This window comes from Rathayibacter sp. VKM Ac-2803 (genome assembly GCF_009807175.1).
Classification (GTDB): Bacteria; Actinomycetota; Actinomycetes; order Actinomycetales; family Microbacteriaceae; genus Rathayibacter.
Window position 1 is genome coordinate 1,868,306 of record NZ_WUCD01000001.1, and the last position, 14,819, is coordinate 1,883,124.

The following is a 14,819-nucleotide window of genomic DNA, read 5'->3' on the forward strand; positions in this document are numbered from 1 at the left end:
CGCCGCACGGGCGCCCCAGGATGGGACGCATGCCAGGAACGCTCGCCATCGTGGAGGTCACCCGTGCGCGACCCGGTCGCGACGAGTACCACGCCTACGTGCAGGTCCTGAACGGCCGCCTCCTCGCCGTCGCCCGCGAGCTCGGCTGGGAGGCGCGGCGCTTCGCCGCCGAGGACCTCGGCTCGGCGGCGCTGCTCGAGCAGACCGCCGGTGCGGACGCGATCGTGCTGGCCGGCGGCGAGGACATCGCGCCCGAGCGCTACGGAGTGGCGCGCGGCTACCCGGGCGAGGGACCGCACGCCGAGCGGGCCGACGCCGCGCAGATCGCTCTCGTGCACCGCGCGATCGCCCGCCGCACCCCGCTGCTCGGGATCTGCCGCGGACTCCAGATCGTCAACGTCGCCCTCGGCGGCACCCTCGTCCCCGACCTCGGACCCGACGCCGCGCACGTGAACGCCGCGGCCCCCGCGCACGAGCGGATGCACCGCCATGCGGTCGCCCTCGCTCCCATGACCTCGCTCGGCGACCTCTTCGGTGCCGACGAGCTCGCCGTGCAGAGCGCGCACCACCAGGCGGTCGATGTGCTGGCCCCCGGGCTGCAGGTGGCGGCGGTCGCCGACGACGGGGTCGTCGAGGCCATCGAGCACCGCTCGGCGCCGGTGCTGGCGGTGCAGTGGCACCCGGAGGATCCCGCCGCGCCGAGCGGCCAGCTCGCGACCCTGCTCGAGGGCCTCGCGCTCGCCGCGGCCGAGGGCTCGTTCGTCCGCCGAGCCCTCGCCGCCTGACGCGGTCAGCGCGCGAGTCGCGCCATCCACTCCTCGATGTCGTCGGCCGAGCGGGGGATGCCGACCGAGAGGTTCTCGGCGCCGTCGGCCGTCACCAGCACGTCGTCCTCGATCCGCACGCCGATGCCGCGCAGCTCCTCGGGAACGGTGAGGTCATCGGGCTGGAAGTAGAGGCCCGGTTCGATCGTGAAGACCATGCCCTCCTCGACGACGCCGTCGAGGTACATCTCGCGCCGGGCCTTCGCGCAGTCGTGCACGTCGAGCCCGAGGTGGTGGCTGGTGCCGTGCACCATGTAGCGGCGGTGCTGCTGGTTGTCGGCCTCGAGAGCCTCCTCGGCGCTGACGGGGAGCAGGCCCCACTCGGCGGTGCGGCGGGCGATCACGGCCATCGCGGCGGCGTGCACCTCGCGGAAGCGGATGCCCGGCCGGACGATCGCGAAGGCCGCGTCGGCCGCCTCGCGCACCGTCTCGTGCACCCGGCGCTGCGCCTCGGTGTATCGCCCGTCGACGGGGAACGTGCGCGTGATGTCGGCGGTGTAGTAGCTCTCCTGCTCGACACCGGCGTCGAGCAGGACCAGGTCGCCGGGGCGCACGGGTCCGTCGTTCCGGGTCCAGTGCAGGATGCAGGCGTGCGCTCCCGCGGCCGCGATCGTGTCGTAGCCGACCGTGTTGCCGTCGGCGCGGGCGCGGCCGTTGAAGACGCCCTCGATCAGGCGCTCGCCCCGCTCGTGCGCGACGATCCGCGGCAGGTCGGAGAGCACGTCCTCGAAGCCGCGGGCGGTCGCGGCGACGGCGGCGCGGAGCTCGGCGATCTCGTAGGCGTCCTTGACCAGGCGCAGCTCGGAGAGGTCGCGCTCGAGGGCGTCGTCGCGCTCGGAACCGCCGTCGCGCTGCAGGCGGGCGGTCACCAGCGGGTCGGCCTCGCTCAGGAGGGCGACGGGGACGTCGTCGCGGGCGTCCAGAACGGCATCGAGCTCGTCGATGCCGCGGGCCTCGAGGCCCAGGTCGCTCGACACCTGCGCCAGCGAGGGGCGCGGGCCGATCCAGAACTCGCCGATCTCGGAGTTGGCGTAGAACTCGTCGGAGTCGCGGCCGGCGCGCTCGCGGAAGTAGAGCGTCGCGGTGTGACCGCCCTCGCCCGGCTCGAGCACGAGCACGGCGCCCGGCTCGGAGTCGGCGCCCCAGCCGGTGAGCCAGGTGAATGCGGAGTGCGCGCGGAAGGGGTAGTCGGTGTCGTTCGCGCGCTGCTTCAGCCGGCCGGCGGGGACGACGATGCGCTCGCCGGTGTGCAGGGCCGAGAGGCGCTCCCGGCGTCGCGCGGCGAACGCGGCCTGCTCGCGCGGCTCGGGGAGCGGCTCGGCGCGCTCGGCCCAGCCCGAGGCGATGAAGTCGCGGAAGCGGTCGGAGGCCGGAGTCGTCGACCGGTTCGTCGTCGCACGCGGCGTGGGTGCGGCGGCGGGGTCGGGAGTCGAGCGGGCTTCGGTCGTCTGGTCCGTGTCGGTCATGGAGTCCATTGTCCTCCTCCGCGAACGACCAGGCCCTAGGACGAGTCCTTGACCATCCCGCGCACCGAGAGCTGGACGAGGACCGGACGGTGATCGCTTCCGTCCTCGTCGTGATCGTCGAGGACGGAGTAGCCCGATACGTCCCAGCGGCCCGAGTAGAGGACGTGATCGATCGGCGCCCCGAGCAGCGCCGGCAGCGACGTCGGCCAGGTGCCGACGGCCGCCGAGTTCGCGAGCGCTCCGGAGTCGGAGCAGGCGCCCAGATCGGAGGTACCGGGGATCCCGCTCCAGTGGTCGAGTGTCGAGTTGAGGTCGCCGAGCACGACGACGTCGTCCTCGGTGCTGCAGAGGGCGGCGATGCGGCTGAGGTCGCTGCTCCAGTCGTCCATCAGCGCGGGGATCGGCGGCGCCGCGTGCACCGCGGCGATGACCGGCCGATCGGGGGTGTCGGGGCGGGCGACGAGGGAGGCGAGGGTCCCGGTGGGCGCGCTCTCGGCATCGACCGTGTAGTTGCCGAGGGAGGCGGCGAGCAGGAGCGCGGTCCCCGCGACCCCCTCGTCGCCGGCGGCGTAGTGCAGGGTCATCGGCAGACCCGCCGCGCCGAGGGCGTCGACGACCCCCTGCGCCGACTCCTGCGAGACCTCGACCAGTGCCAGCGCGTCGACGGCGCTCTCGGTCGCGACGGCGGCGATCGTCTCGACCGGTACCGCGTCGAGCACGTTCCAGCTGAGCACGCGCAGATCGGCGAGGCGGTGGGCGCGCGGAGGCGTGGAGTCGCCGCCGCGGAAGGCCTGGAGACCCGAGAGGACCAGTGCGAAGGCGAGCCCGAGCGCCCCGAGGGCGAGCGCGAGGCGGCGGACGGGCCGCACGAGAACGGCGATCACGACGAGGACGACGACCACTCCGACGGCGCCGAGGGCCGTGGCCAGCCGGAACGACACGAGCTGCGCGAAGGGCGCCTCCCGGACGATCCCGAAGAAGCCGGGGGCGGCCACCACGATCAGCACGATCGCCACCGCGGCTGCCACCGCGAACTTCACCAGTCTCGTCCCCATCCCGGCTCAGGTTAGGGCATCCAGGCCCGAGGGGCCCGCCGACCCGCGTCTACGATGGTCCGCATGCATGTCGCGGGAGGCCGGTTCGACCTCCACACCCACTCCCTCGTCTCCGACGGCACGGAGCCGCCCGAGGTCCTCGTGCGGGCGGCGGCGTCGGCCGGGCTCGCCGGAGTGGCGCTGACCGATCACGACTCGACCGCCGGCTGGCCCGCCGCGATCGCCGCGGCCGAGGAGGCCGGGATCGAGCTCGTCCCCGGGATGGAGCTCTCGTCGCGGGCCGGCTGGGCGAGCGTGCACGTGCTGGCCTACCTCGTCGATCCGGACGACCCGGATCTGCTCGCCGAGACGACCCGGATCCGCTCCGAGCGCGTCCACCGAGCCGAGGCCATCGTCACCGCCATCGGCGCCGACTACGACCTGACCTGGGACGACGTCCTCGCGCAGACCAGCCCCGGCGCGACGATCGGCCGTCCGCACATCGCCGACGCCCTGGTCGCGCGCGGACTCGCCACCGACCGCTCCGCCGCGTTCGCGGGGATCCTCGACTGGCGCGGCGGCTACTTCCAGCCGCACTACGCACCCGACCCGGTCGACGCCGTCCGCCTCGTGCGCGCCGCGGGCGGGGTGCCGGTGATCGCGCACCCCGCGGCGAGCGCACGCGGGATCGCCGTCGAGCGGATGCTCCCGGAGCTGGTCGAGGCCGGGCTCTTCGGGCTCGAGGTCGAGCACCGCGAGAACACTCCCGACGGGAAGCGGAGGCTGCGCGAGCTGGCCGAGCGCTACTCGCTGGTCACGACGGGATCGAGCGACTACCACGGCACGGGCAAGCCGAACCGGCTCGGCGAGAACACGACCGACCGCGCGACGGTCGACGCGATCCGCGCCGCGGCCGGCCGCTGACGACGAACCGCCCCACGAGTTCTCGCGGGGCGGTTCGGTGAGTCGGACCTGAGGGGTGCCGGTCAGACCTGGGGAGAGTCGGGTCGCGGAGCGCGGTTGCGGGAGCGGGTGCGACGGCGCGGGGCGCTGTTGCCGTCGTGGTGCTCCTTGCTCTCGCTCGAGGGCGCCGGGCCGGTCTGCGGGGCCGCGACGTCGGCGCTGCGGCGACGGGGCTCGCGCGACTCGCGCTGGCGCGTCGAGCGCTCGGGGCGGGCGTCGGCCTTGGCCTCGGCGGGGATCGGGGTGGGCTTCAGGCGGCCCTTCGTCCCGACGGGGATGTCGAGGTCGGTGTAGAGGTGCGGCGACGACGAGTAGGTCTCGACCGGGTCGGGCTGGCCGAACTCGAGGGCGCGGTTGATGAGGGCCCACTTGTGCAGGTCCTCCCAGTCGACGAAAGTCACGGCGATGCCGGTCTTGCCCGCGCGGCCGGTGCGCCCGACGCGGTGCAGGTAGGTCTGGTCGTCGTCGGGGATCGTGTGGTTGATCACGTGGGTGACGTCGTTCACGTCGATGCCGCGCGCCGCGACGTCGGTCGCGATGAGGATGTCCTTCTTGCCGGCCTTGAACGCCGCCATCGCCCTCTCGCGCTGCTCCTGGTTGAGGTCGCCGTGCACGGCCGCGGCGTTGAAGCCCCGGTCGTTCAGCTCCTCGACGATGCGGGCGGCCGCGCGCTTGGTGCGGGTGAAGATGACGGTCCTGCCGCGACCCTCCGACTGCAGGATGCGCGCGATGACCTCGTCCTTGTCGAGCGAGTGCGCCCGGTAGACGATGTGCTTGATGTTGGCCTGCGTGATGCCCTCGTCGGGGTCGGTCGCGCGGATGTGGATCGGCCGGTTCATGAAGCGGCGGGCCAGAGCCACGATCGCGCCCGGCATCGTCGCCGAGAACAGCATGGTGTGGCGGGTGGCGGGGGTCTGCGCGAACAGCTTCTCGATGTCGCTGAGGAAGCCGAGGTCGAGCATCTTGTCGGCCTCGTCGAGCACCATCACCTGGACGCTCGCGAGCGACAGCAGGCGCTGACCGGCGAGGTCGAGGAGGCGCCCCGGCGTGCCGACGACGATCTGGGCGCCGGCCTTGAGCTGCTCGATCTGGCCCTCGTACGCCTTGCCGCCGTAGATCGAGACGATCTTGGTCGGCCGGTTCGAGGCGGCGAGCTCGATGTCCTCGGTCACCTGGACGGCGAGCTCGCGCGTGGGGACGACGATGAGCGCCTTGACGCCGGGCTCGGGGTCGGTGCCGAGCGCCTGGATCAGCGGCAGGCCGAATCCGAACGTCTTGCCGGTGCCGGTCTTGGCCTGCCCGATGATGTCCTGCTTCTGCAGGGCCAGGGGGATCGTCTGCTCCTGGATGGGGAACGGCTCGAGGATGCCCTTCGAGGCGAGGGCGGCGACGATGTCGTCGTCGATGTTCAGATCGGAGAATGTCACGGAGCGAAGCGCCTTACGTCTTGTACGGTCCACGCCCTGTACGACTCCGGGCGCTTAGGTCACCGATCCAGCGCCGGTGACGTCCCGGCGAGTCTACCGGCACCCGCCTCCGGGGGCCCGGAAGGCGTCGCCGACGCGCTCTACACTGATCGGATGGCAGCCTGGTTCCGACGTCGACGTCCCGCCGGCGACCTCCCTCGCCTCACTCCGCGCGGGGAGTCCTCGACCCGGCGCGACCGCGTCGACCTCGCCGATCTGACCCCCGAGGTCGTGCCCTACCTCGGGCAGGTGGCGTACCTCCAGCTCGCCATCTTCGAGGCTCTGGCCCGCGCCGTCGCCTCGACGGAGGACCTCGCCGACAAGGAGGCCATCTCGGCCGCCGCCGGCACCGCGCTCGCGAAGCACCACGCCGTGGTCGCCGAGCTGCGCCGCCGCGAGGTCGAGCCGGGGGAGGCGATGGCCCCGTTCCGTCCCGCCATCGACACGTTCGAGCGCCTGACGCGCGGCGCCGACCTGCACGAGACGCTGCTGTCGGCGTACATCACCGCGGGGCTGCTGGACGACTTCTTCATCCGCCTCACCGGCGGTCTGCCGAACGACGTGGGCCCGAGGATCGCCCAGACCCTCGGAGCCGAGACCGGCATCGACGGGCTGATCGCGATCCTCCGCCGTGAGATCGCCGCAGACGACCGGCTCGGTTCGCGGCTGGCCGTGTGGGGGCGGCGCCTCGTGGGCGACACCCTGCTGGTGGCGCGCTCGGCCCTGATGGGATCGGGCAACCACGACTCGGACGAGTCGCGCATCGAGCCGGTGTTCACCGAGCTCATCGCCTCGCACACGCGACGGATGGATGCGCTCGGCCTGACCGCCTGACGCAGAAGAGGGACGGGCCGTCGAGGATCTCGACGGCCTGTCCCTCTTCTGCGGAGGCTCCGCCCTAGGGCGCGACTCTGCCCGCGAGCATCGCCTCGAGCGCGGCTTCGTCGTGGCGCTCGCGGGCTCGCCCGAGGCGCACATCGACGAGCACGACGGCGAGGGCGGCCGCCACCAGGGTGATCACCCAGATGAGCCCGCCGTCCCATGCGAGCCCCGCCCAGGTCAGCGCGACCCAGACGACCGCCGCGACGATCCCGCCGACCGCCGGGACCACGACGGAGCCGTGCAGGTGGCGGTGGGGGAGCGCGTAGCGCGCGGCGAGTCCGAGGAGGACGCCGCCCAGGGTGACGAAGAGGAGTTCCATGGCTCGCCGCGGTGCGCGGGGCTAGGCGACGAAGCCGACGCGGCGGGACTCCTCGGAGCCGACCTCGACGAAGGCGATGGTCTCGGTCGGGATGATGTAGATCTTGCCCTTCTCGTCGCGCAGGCGGAGGACCTTGGTGCCGGCCTCGAGGGCGGTGGTCACCGTCTTCTCGACCTCGGTCACGGACATCGAGGACTCGAAGTTGAGCTCGCGCGGGGTGTTGACGATTCCGATACGGATTTCCACCAGCAGTGCCTTTCGGGAGGGGACGTGCTGTCACGATACGGCACCGCGCGAGGGCGCCGACGCGGGTTTCGCGCTGAGCGGATCGGTGTCGCGCAGGCGGCCGCGGGACGAGTCGGGCGCGGAGCGGATCAGCCGCCCCGCGGGCTCGGCGCCGGTGTCGGAGGTGTTCGTTAGCGTGGTCGCGTGACTGCTCCCGGATCTCCGATCGCCCCCTCCGCGCCGCCCCTCGCGGGCACCGCGCCGGGGCCGCTCGACGCGTCGCAGCGTGCGGTGCTCGAGCTGCCGGAGGGGCGCAGCGCCGCGGTCCTCGGGGCGCCGGGGTCCGGCAAGACGACGACGATCGTCGAGCTCGTGGCCGAGAGGGTGCTCGAGCGCGGGTACGCGCCCGAGGCTGTCGTGGTGCTGGCCGCCAGCCGGACGGCGGCCACGGCGCTCCGGGATGTCCTGGCGCTGCGCCTCGACGTGCCGACCAGGGGCCCCCTGGCGCGGACGGCGACGTCGCTGGCGTTCGAGGCGGTGACCGCCTCCGCGAAGGAGCGGGGGGTCGAGCGGCCGACGCTCCTGACGGGCGGAGAGCAGGACGCCCTGCTCTCCGAGCTGCTCGAGGGGCACCTCGTCGACGGGACGGGCCCGCGATGGCCCGACGAGTTCAGTCCCGAGGTGCTGCGCCTCCGCACCTTCCGCACCGAGCTGCGCGAGTTCGGCATGCGGGCGACCGAGCACGGTCTCGACTCGGCCGCCGTCCGCCGGTTGGCGGTGGACGCCGACCGCGGCGAGTGGACTGCGGCGGCGGCGGTCCTCGACGAGCTCCGCGACGTCGTCGACTGGATGGCGCCCGAGGCCGGCACCCGCCTCGACGCGGCCGAGTTCGCGGCGTTCGCGGCCGAGGCGATCCGCGACGGCGGCGGGGGCGAGCGGATCAGCGCGCTCCGTCTCGTGGTGGTCGACGACATGCAGGAGGCGAGCGAGTCGACGGTCGTCCTGCTCCGGGCGCTCGCCGAGCGAGGGGTGACGGTGATCGCGTTCGGCGACCCCGACGTGGCCACGAGCGCCTACCGCGGCGCCGCCTCCGACACGCTCGGCCGCTTCGCGAGCACCCTCGGCGTGCGCGACGCCGAGACGCTCGTCCTCGACCGCGTGCACCGCCACTCGGCGGCGCTGCGCTCCCTCGTGACCGCGGCGACCGAGCGGATCGGCACCGCCGCCGCCGGGCGGCAGCGGGCAGCGGTGGCCGAACCCGATCCCGACGGCGCCCCGCAGCCGGTCCTCGTCCTGCACGCGCCGACGCCCGCGCGCGAGGCGGCCACGATCGCGCGGCTCCTGCGCGAGCGGCGGCTGCGAGACGCGGTGCCGTGGCGGCGGATGGCCGTCGTCGTCCGCTCCGGAGCGGCGGTGCAGCCGCTCGTGAAGGCGCTCGCGGTCGCCGAGGTGCCGACCCGCTCGGTGCTGGCCGGCCGGGCGCTCCGCGACGACCACGCTGCACGCTCGCTGCTCGTGCTCGTCGGCGTGGCGATCGGCGAGCGTCCGCTCGACGCCGAGCTCGCCGCGGAGCTGCTGCTCGGGCCCTTCGGCGGCGTCGACCGCCTCGGGCTGCGGCGCCTCCGGCTCGCACTGCGTGCCGAGGAGCTCGCGGGCGACGGGATCCGCGCGAGCGATCCGCTCCTCGTCGAGGCGCTGTCGGCCCCCGGTCGCTTCGCCACCATCGACTCCGCGCCCGCCCGGCAGGCCGAGCGCCTGGCCGTCTCGATCGACAGGGTGCGCCGCCTCCACGACGAGGGCGGATCGATCGAGGAGCTGCTGTGGTCGGCCTGGGAGTCGAGCCGAGTCGCGTCGTCCTGGCGCGAGCTCTCGCTCGGCACGGGGCTCACCGCTGCCGAGGCGAACCGCAACCTCGACGGGGTCGTCGCTCTGTTCAGCGCCGCGCGCCGCTTCGTCGAGCGCGCGGCGGGCGACTCCGCGGCCGGATTCGTCACCGAGATCCTCGAGGCAGAGGTGCCGGAGGACTCGCTCGCCCCCCGCTCGCTCGAGGACGCCGTGCTCATCGGCACGCCCTCCTCGGTCGTCGGCCTCGAGTTCGACGTGATCGTGATCGCGCGGCTCCAGGACGGCGTGTGGCCGAACCTCCGGCAGCGCGGCTCGCTCCTCGACCCCGACGGCCTCGTCCGCGCCTCGCGGGGCGAGGGCGCCCTGCCGCTCGACGCCCGCAAGGCGACGCTCGACGACGAGCTGCGGATGTTCGTCCTCGCCGCCTCCCGCGCCCGGCGCCAGCTCGTGCTGAGCGCGGTCGCGGGCGAGGACGAGACTCCGTCCCTCTTCTTCCGGCTCACCCCTCCCGACGCGCCGCGCCTGGATGCCGCGTCCGCCGTGCCGCTGACGCTGCGGGGGGCCGTCGCGGGGCTCCGCCGGACGGCGACCACCCCGAACTCCGCCGAGGCGCCCTCGGCGATCCGCGGGCTGCGCGCCCTCGCGCTCGCTGAGGTCGCGGGGGCCGACCCCTCCTCCTGGTACGGCGTGCTCGAGCCCTCGACGAGCGAGCCGCTGTTCGACCTCGACGATCCCGAGCGTCCCGTCTCGGTGTCGCCCAGCCGCCTCGAGGCCTTCGAGAAGTCGCCGCTCGACTGGTTCGTCGATGCCGTCTCCGGCTCGACGACGAGCACCGCGATGGGCGTCGGCACGCTCGTGCACTGGGTGCTCGAGAACGCCGAGGAGCCCGACACCGAGGCGCTGTGGTCGGCCCTCGAGGCGCGCTGGCCCGAGCTCGTGTTCGAGTCGCCGTGGCTGGGGGAGCGGCAGAAGCGCCTCACCCGGCGACTGGTCGAGGGGCTCGCCGACTACCTCGCCGACTTCGAGCGCGCCGGTGGCGAGGTGCTCGGCCGCGAGCAGCAGTTCGAGATCGAGGTGCCGCCGGCGCGGGTGCGCGGCTCGATCGACCGGGTCGAGCGCGATCGCGACGGCGCGGTGACGATCGTCGACCTCAAGACCGGGCGCAGCACGCCCCGGCAGGCCGACATCGCCGATCACGCCCAGCTCGGCAGCTACCAGCTCGCGGTCGCGAGCGGAGCGATCGAGGCGGCGGGCTCGGCGGCCGAGGGCGGTGCCAAGCTGCTCTTCGTCGCCAAGGGGGTCCGCGGGAAGACCTACCGCGAGGTCGAGCAGCCGCGCTTCGGCGAGGAGGAGCTCGCCCGCCTGCGCGAGCGCGTGATGGCGGCGGCGGTCGGCATGGCGGCGGCCGAGTTCTCGGGCCTGCTCGACGCCGTGCCCTTCTCACCCGGCGATGCGCTGCGCTACCGGATCCACGCGGTGCCGGAGGTGTCGGGAGACGGGCTCCTCCGCGTCGACCGGGACGACGACGAGCCCCACGACGACGAGCCCCACGACGACGAGGAGGAGCAGCCGTGATCGACGCCCTGACCATCGCCGAGCGCCTCGACCTGCGCCCGCCCACCGCCGAGCAGCGCGCCGTCATCGAGGCGCCGCTCGCGCCGGCCCTCGTGGTCGCCGGAGCGGGCAGCGGCAAGACCGAGACGATGGCGAACCGCGTGCTGTGGCTGCTGGCCAACGGGCTGGCGGCGCCGTCCGACGTCCTCGGGCTGACCTTCACCCGCAAGGCCGCCGCCGAGCTCGGCGCGCGGATCGGCCGTCGCATCGACCAGCTCGGCGCGGCGGGCCTATTGCCGCTCGCCCCAGGGCAGACCGCGCCCGATCCGTTCGAGGCGGCGACGGTCTCGACCTACAACGCCTTCGCCAACACGATCTTCCGAGACAACGCCGCGCTGATCGGCCGCGAGGGCGACGCGACGGTCCTGTCCGAGGCGTCGGCCTGGCACCTCGCCCGCGGCGTCGTCGCCGACACGGTCGACCCGCGGATCCTCGAGGTCGAGGCGAGCCTCGACCGGCTGACCGATCTCGTGGTCTCGCTCGCCCACGACCTCGCCGACAACCTCGCCGACCCCGGCGAGGTCGCCGCCTTCGCCGAGGACTTCCTCCGGCTCGGAGAGCTGCCCCGCGGCTCGAGCGGCAGCGGGATGTACCGCGAGCTCGAGCGCGCCCTGCAAGCGGTCGGGGCGCTGCCCGTGCTGACGGCACTCGCCGAGCGCTTCCAGGAGGCGAAGGCCGACCGGGGCTTCGTCGAGTTCTCGGACCAGGTCGCCCTCGCCCTGCGCATCACCGAGCGCGTCCCCCGGATCATCGACGAGCACCGCGCCCGCTACCGCGTCGTGCTCCTCGACGAGTACCAGGACACCTCCGTGCTGCAGACCCGCCTGCTCGCCCGGCTGTTCGCCGAGCAGAGTGTGATGGCCGTCGGCGATCCGCACCAGTCGATCTACGGCTGGCGGGGGGCCAGCGCGGAGGGCCTCGGGCGCTTCGCCGCCGACTTCGGCTCGGCGCACCGCTTCTCCCTCTCGACCAGCTGGCGGAACGGCCACGGAGTGCTCGCCGCCGCGAACGCGATCGTCGCGCCCCTCGCCGCCGGGAGCGCGGTGCCCGTCGACCGGCTGGCCGCGGGCCCCGGCGCGAGCGGTCACCCGGTCGAGCTGACGTTCCCCGAGACGATCGACGAGGAGGCCGACGACGTCGCGCGGTGGTTCGCCGGACGCCTGGCCGAGACTCCCGAGCCACCGTCGGCGGCGGCGCTGTTCCGGGTGCGCGCCCACATGGACCGCTTCGCCGCGGCACTCTCGCGGCACGGCGTCCGCTACCACATCCTCGGCATCGGCGGCCTGCTGCGGCAGCCCGAGATCGCCGACCTCGTCGCCGCGCTGACGGTCGTCGACGATCCGGCGGCCGGCAGCGAGCTCGTGCGCCTGCTCGCCGGGGCCCGCTGGCGCCTCGGCGTCCGCGACCTGAAGGCGCTGCGCGACCTCGCCTCCTGGCTCGCCTCCCGCGACCACGCGCACCGCCTGCTGCCCGAGGAGGTCCGCGAGCGGATGCGCGCCTCCGTCACCGAGGGCGAGGGCGGCTCGATCGTCGAGGCGCTCGACTTCATCGCCGCGCGGCGCCCGGGAGAGGACGGCCGGCTCGACCACTCCGCCCTGAGCGCCTTCAGCGAGGAGGGGCTCCGGCGCCTGCACGACGCGGGGAGCCTCTTCGCCCGCCTCCGCGCCCGCGCCGGGCTCGACCTGCTCGACTTCGTGACCCTGGTCGAGCAGGAGCTCGGTCTCGACATCGAGGTCGAGGCGAACGAGACCCGCGGCGACGGCCGCGCCAACCTCGAGGCGTTCCGCGAGGCGGCGGCGGGCTACCTGCAGACCGACGACCGCGGCGCCGGCACCGGATCCTCGCTGCGCGGCTTCCTCCGCTGGCTGGTCCTCGCCGACAAGCGCGACGGCCTGGCCCCGCGCCCCGAGGATCCGGAGCCCGGCACCGTGCAGCTGCTCACGATCCACGGGTCGAAGGGCCTCGAGTGGGATCTCGTTGCGGTGCCCCGACTCGTCGACGGCGAGCTCCCGGGTACGCCGATCGAGGGCTTCCGCGGCTGGGTGCGGCTCGGAGCGATGCCCTACGCCTTCCGGGGCGACGCCGCCGAGCTGCCCGATCTCGCCTGGCGCGGCTGCGCGACGCAGAAGGAGGTGGTCGACGCGATGACCGCGTTCGGCGACACCCTGCGCGAGCGCAACGAGTCGGAGGAGCGCCGCCTCGCCTACGTCGCCGTCACCCGCGCACGGCACCGCCTGCTGCTCAGCGGGTCGTGGTGGGCCGGCCAGTCGAAGCCCCGCGGTCCCGGGGTGTTCCTCCGCGACCTCGCGGACGCCGACACGATCCCCGAGCTCCCGCCCGAGCCGCAGAACCTCGAGAACCCGCTCGAGCAGGCGCCGCGCACCTTCCGCTGGCCCCACGACCCGCTCGGAGCCCGCGGCGACCGCGTCCGCGCCGCCGCCGAGCGCGTCCGCCTCGCCGAGCCCGCTCTCGTCGGCGCGCGCGGGAACGACATCCGCCTCCTCCTCGCCGAGCGGGCGGTGCGCCTGAGCGGCGGCGAGCGCGTCGCCCTCCCCACCCGCATCCCCGCGTCGCGCTTCAAGGACATCGTGAGCACCCCCGCCGAGGTCACCGCGCAGCTGCGCCGGCCCATGCCCGAGCGGCCCTACCGGCAGACGCGCCTCGGCACGACCTTCCACTCCTGGGTCGAGAACCGCTTCGGGGTCCAGGGCGGCGCGGAGGCGGTCGACACCTTCCCCGACGAGCTCGACGGCACCGGCGGCACGAGCATCGAGCACGAGCAGCTCGCCGCGCTCATCGAGACCTTCGAGCGCTCGGAGTGGGCCGACCGGCGACCGGAGGCCGTCGAGATCGAGATCCACCTGCAGCTCGCGGGTCACGTCGTCGTCTGCAAGCTCGACGCGGTGTACCCGACGGCGGACGGCCACCAGATCGTCGACTGGAAGACCGGACGCGCCCCGAAGGACGCCGCCGATCTCGAGCTCAAGCAGTTCCAGCTGGCGCTCTACCGCCTGGCCTTCGCGCGGTGGCGCGGCGTCCCGCTCGAGAGCGTCGACGCCGTGTTCTACTTCGTCGCCGACGACCTCGTGCTGCGCCCCGAGCGGTTCTACTCGGAGCGGGAGCTCGCGGAGTCGCTCTCCTCGGCCACGGGGGCCAGCCCGCGGCCGTGAGCGGAGGAGTCGGTGCGGGCGCCCGGCGTGCGGTTCAGCAGCTCCTCCACCTCCGACACCTCGAGCACCGGGCCGGTGTCGGTCGAGAGCGGAGCCGACAGGTCGCCGAGCACGCTGTCGACGAGCGTGTCGAGCATGCCGACCGCGTCGTCGACGATCGTGGCGTCGCCGGTCTCGGTGCCGTGCAGCAGCCAGCGCGCGAGCTCGAGCTCGGCGTAGAGCTGAGCGCGCTGACGGACCGCGCGGTCGACGGCGCCGGCCCGCATCCGGGCGTACGCCGACAGGGCCGTGCCCGAGCCGGGCGCGCTGAGGAGCCAGTGCAGATCGCGCGCGGGATCGCCCACCCGCAGCGCGGCCCAGCCGAGCACGCCTGTGACGACCTCGCCGGAGCGGAGGAAGGAGTCGGAGGTCATCGAGCCGTTCACGACCGTCGGATCGAACTGCCACAGGGAGTCGTCCGACGAGGCGGACTCCCAACGGGCGACCAGAGCGGCGGGCACGTGGCCGGTGTCGGCCGCGCGCTCGATGACGGCGACCGTCTCGTTCACGCTGTCTCGGGCGGACGAGACGGGCAGTCCCGCCTCCTGAACGAACGAGGCCGGCAGCGAGTGGATCGCTCCGATCGCCCGGCCCACGGAGTCGGCGAGCCCGCTCGAGGGGGCGACGTCGTCGATCAGGACGCGGTCGCCGTCGAGGTACTCGTAGACGACGGCGCGAGTGCCGTCGAACGTGGTCTGGCCGACGCTCGCCTGCAGATCGAAAGGCAGCCGGCTGCGGATGCCGGCGGTGAGCGCGCGCAGGGCGACGAGGTCGCCGAGCTGCTCCTGCTCGGCCAGAGCGGAGGTGGGGACCCGCACGACCAGCCGGGCGCCGTCGCGTGTGGTCAGGAGGGCGGAGTCGAAGTCGCCGTGCGTCGAGTGGGTGAACGGGCGCGCGGTGCGGACGTCGAGGCCCTCGACGGCCGAAGTGGCCAGCGCGGCTAGAGTGAGGTGGGATCTGGCCATGGGTTCT

11 protein-coding genes are annotated in these 14,819 nt (G+C 74.0%); 5 read left to right on the top strand and 6 right to left on the bottom strand.

Features of this window, described 5'->3' with window-relative positions:
- Positions 1-29 precede the first annotated feature (29 nt).
- On the top strand, positions 30-785 hold the full coding sequence (locus tag GRS96_RS08665; RefSeq protein ID WP_235022035.1) for a gamma-glutamyl-gamma-aminobutyrate hydrolase family protein: 756 nt from the start codon (positions 30-32) through the stop codon (positions 783-785).
- Between the two features lie 5 nt (positions 786-790).
- On the opposite strand, the gene GRS96_RS08670 is transcribed toward GRS96_RS08665, so the two are convergent.
- Positions 791-2,299: an aminopeptidase P family protein gene (locus GRS96_RS08670; protein WP_159988264.1), complete on the bottom strand. Its 1,509-nt coding sequence runs from the start codon at positions 2,297-2,299 to the stop codon at positions 791-793.
- A 26-nt stretch (positions 2,300-2,325) separates the two neighbouring features.
- Positions 2,326-3,345 (bottom strand): endonuclease/exonuclease/phosphatase family protein, encoded by a 1,020-nt coding sequence (locus GRS96_RS08675; protein ID WP_159988265.1) that lies wholly within the window; start codon positions 3,343-3,345, stop codon positions 2,326-2,328.
- A gap of 63 nt (positions 3,346-3,408) precedes the next feature.
- Here GRS96_RS08675 and GRS96_RS08680 point away from each other — a divergent pair, with 63 nt between their 5' ends.
- Positions 3,409-4,248, top strand: a complete 840-nt coding sequence (locus tag GRS96_RS08680; protein WP_159857357.1) for a PHP domain-containing protein — start codon at positions 3,409-3,411, stop codon at positions 4,246-4,248.
- Positions 4,249-4,310: 62 nt separating this feature from the next.
- On the opposite strand, the gene GRS96_RS08685 is transcribed toward GRS96_RS08680, so the two are convergent.
- Positions 4,311-5,714 (bottom strand): DEAD/DEAH box helicase, encoded by a 1,404-nt coding sequence (locus GRS96_RS08685; protein ID WP_159988266.1) that lies wholly within the window; start codon positions 5,712-5,714, stop codon positions 4,311-4,313.
- A 153-nt stretch (positions 5,715-5,867) separates the two neighbouring features.
- Here GRS96_RS08685 and GRS96_RS08690 point away from each other — a divergent pair, with 153 nt between their 5' ends.
- Positions 5,868-6,587: a ferritin-like fold-containing protein gene (locus tag GRS96_RS08690; protein ID WP_159857353.1), complete on the top strand. Its 720-nt coding sequence runs from the start codon at positions 5,868-5,870 to the stop codon at positions 6,585-6,587.
- A gap of 64 nt (positions 6,588-6,651) precedes the next feature.
- Here the strand turns inward: GRS96_RS08690 and GRS96_RS08695 are convergent, their stop codons facing one another.
- Positions 6,652-6,954, bottom strand: a complete 303-nt coding sequence (locus GRS96_RS08695; protein WP_159857351.1) for a hypothetical protein — start codon at positions 6,952-6,954, stop codon at positions 6,652-6,654.
- Positions 6,955-6,975: 21 nt separating this feature from the next.
- Positions 6,976-7,200 carry a DUF3107 domain-containing protein gene (locus GRS96_RS08700; RefSeq protein ID WP_056042082.1) on the bottom strand — a complete coding sequence of 75 codons (225 nt, stop codon included), beginning with the start codon at positions 7,198-7,200 and terminating at the stop codon, positions 6,976-6,978.
- Between the two features lie 183 nt (positions 7,201-7,383).
- Here GRS96_RS08700 and GRS96_RS08705 point away from each other — a divergent pair, with 183 nt between their 5' ends.
- Positions 7,384-10,599 carry an ATP-dependent DNA helicase gene (locus GRS96_RS08705; protein WP_159988267.1) on the top strand — a complete coding sequence of 1,072 codons (3,216 nt, stop codon included), beginning with the start codon at positions 7,384-7,386 and terminating at the stop codon, positions 10,597-10,599.
- Positions 10,596-13,808, top strand: coding sequence for an ATP-dependent DNA helicase (locus tag GRS96_RS08710; RefSeq protein ID WP_159988268.1), 3,213 nt, complete (start codon positions 10,596-10,598; stop codon positions 13,806-13,808). Before GRS96_RS08705 ends, GRS96_RS08710 begins: the two co-directional genes overlap by 4 nt.
- Here GRS96_RS08710 and GRS96_RS08715 read toward each other — a convergent pair.
- Complete coding sequence (locus GRS96_RS08715) at positions 13,745-14,812, bottom strand: phosphotransferase (RefSeq protein ID WP_159988269.1); 1,068 nt, start codon at positions 14,810-14,812, stop codon at positions 13,745-13,747. The genes GRS96_RS08710 and GRS96_RS08715 overlap by 64 nt on opposite strands.
- Positions 14,813-14,819: the final 7 nt, after the last annotated feature.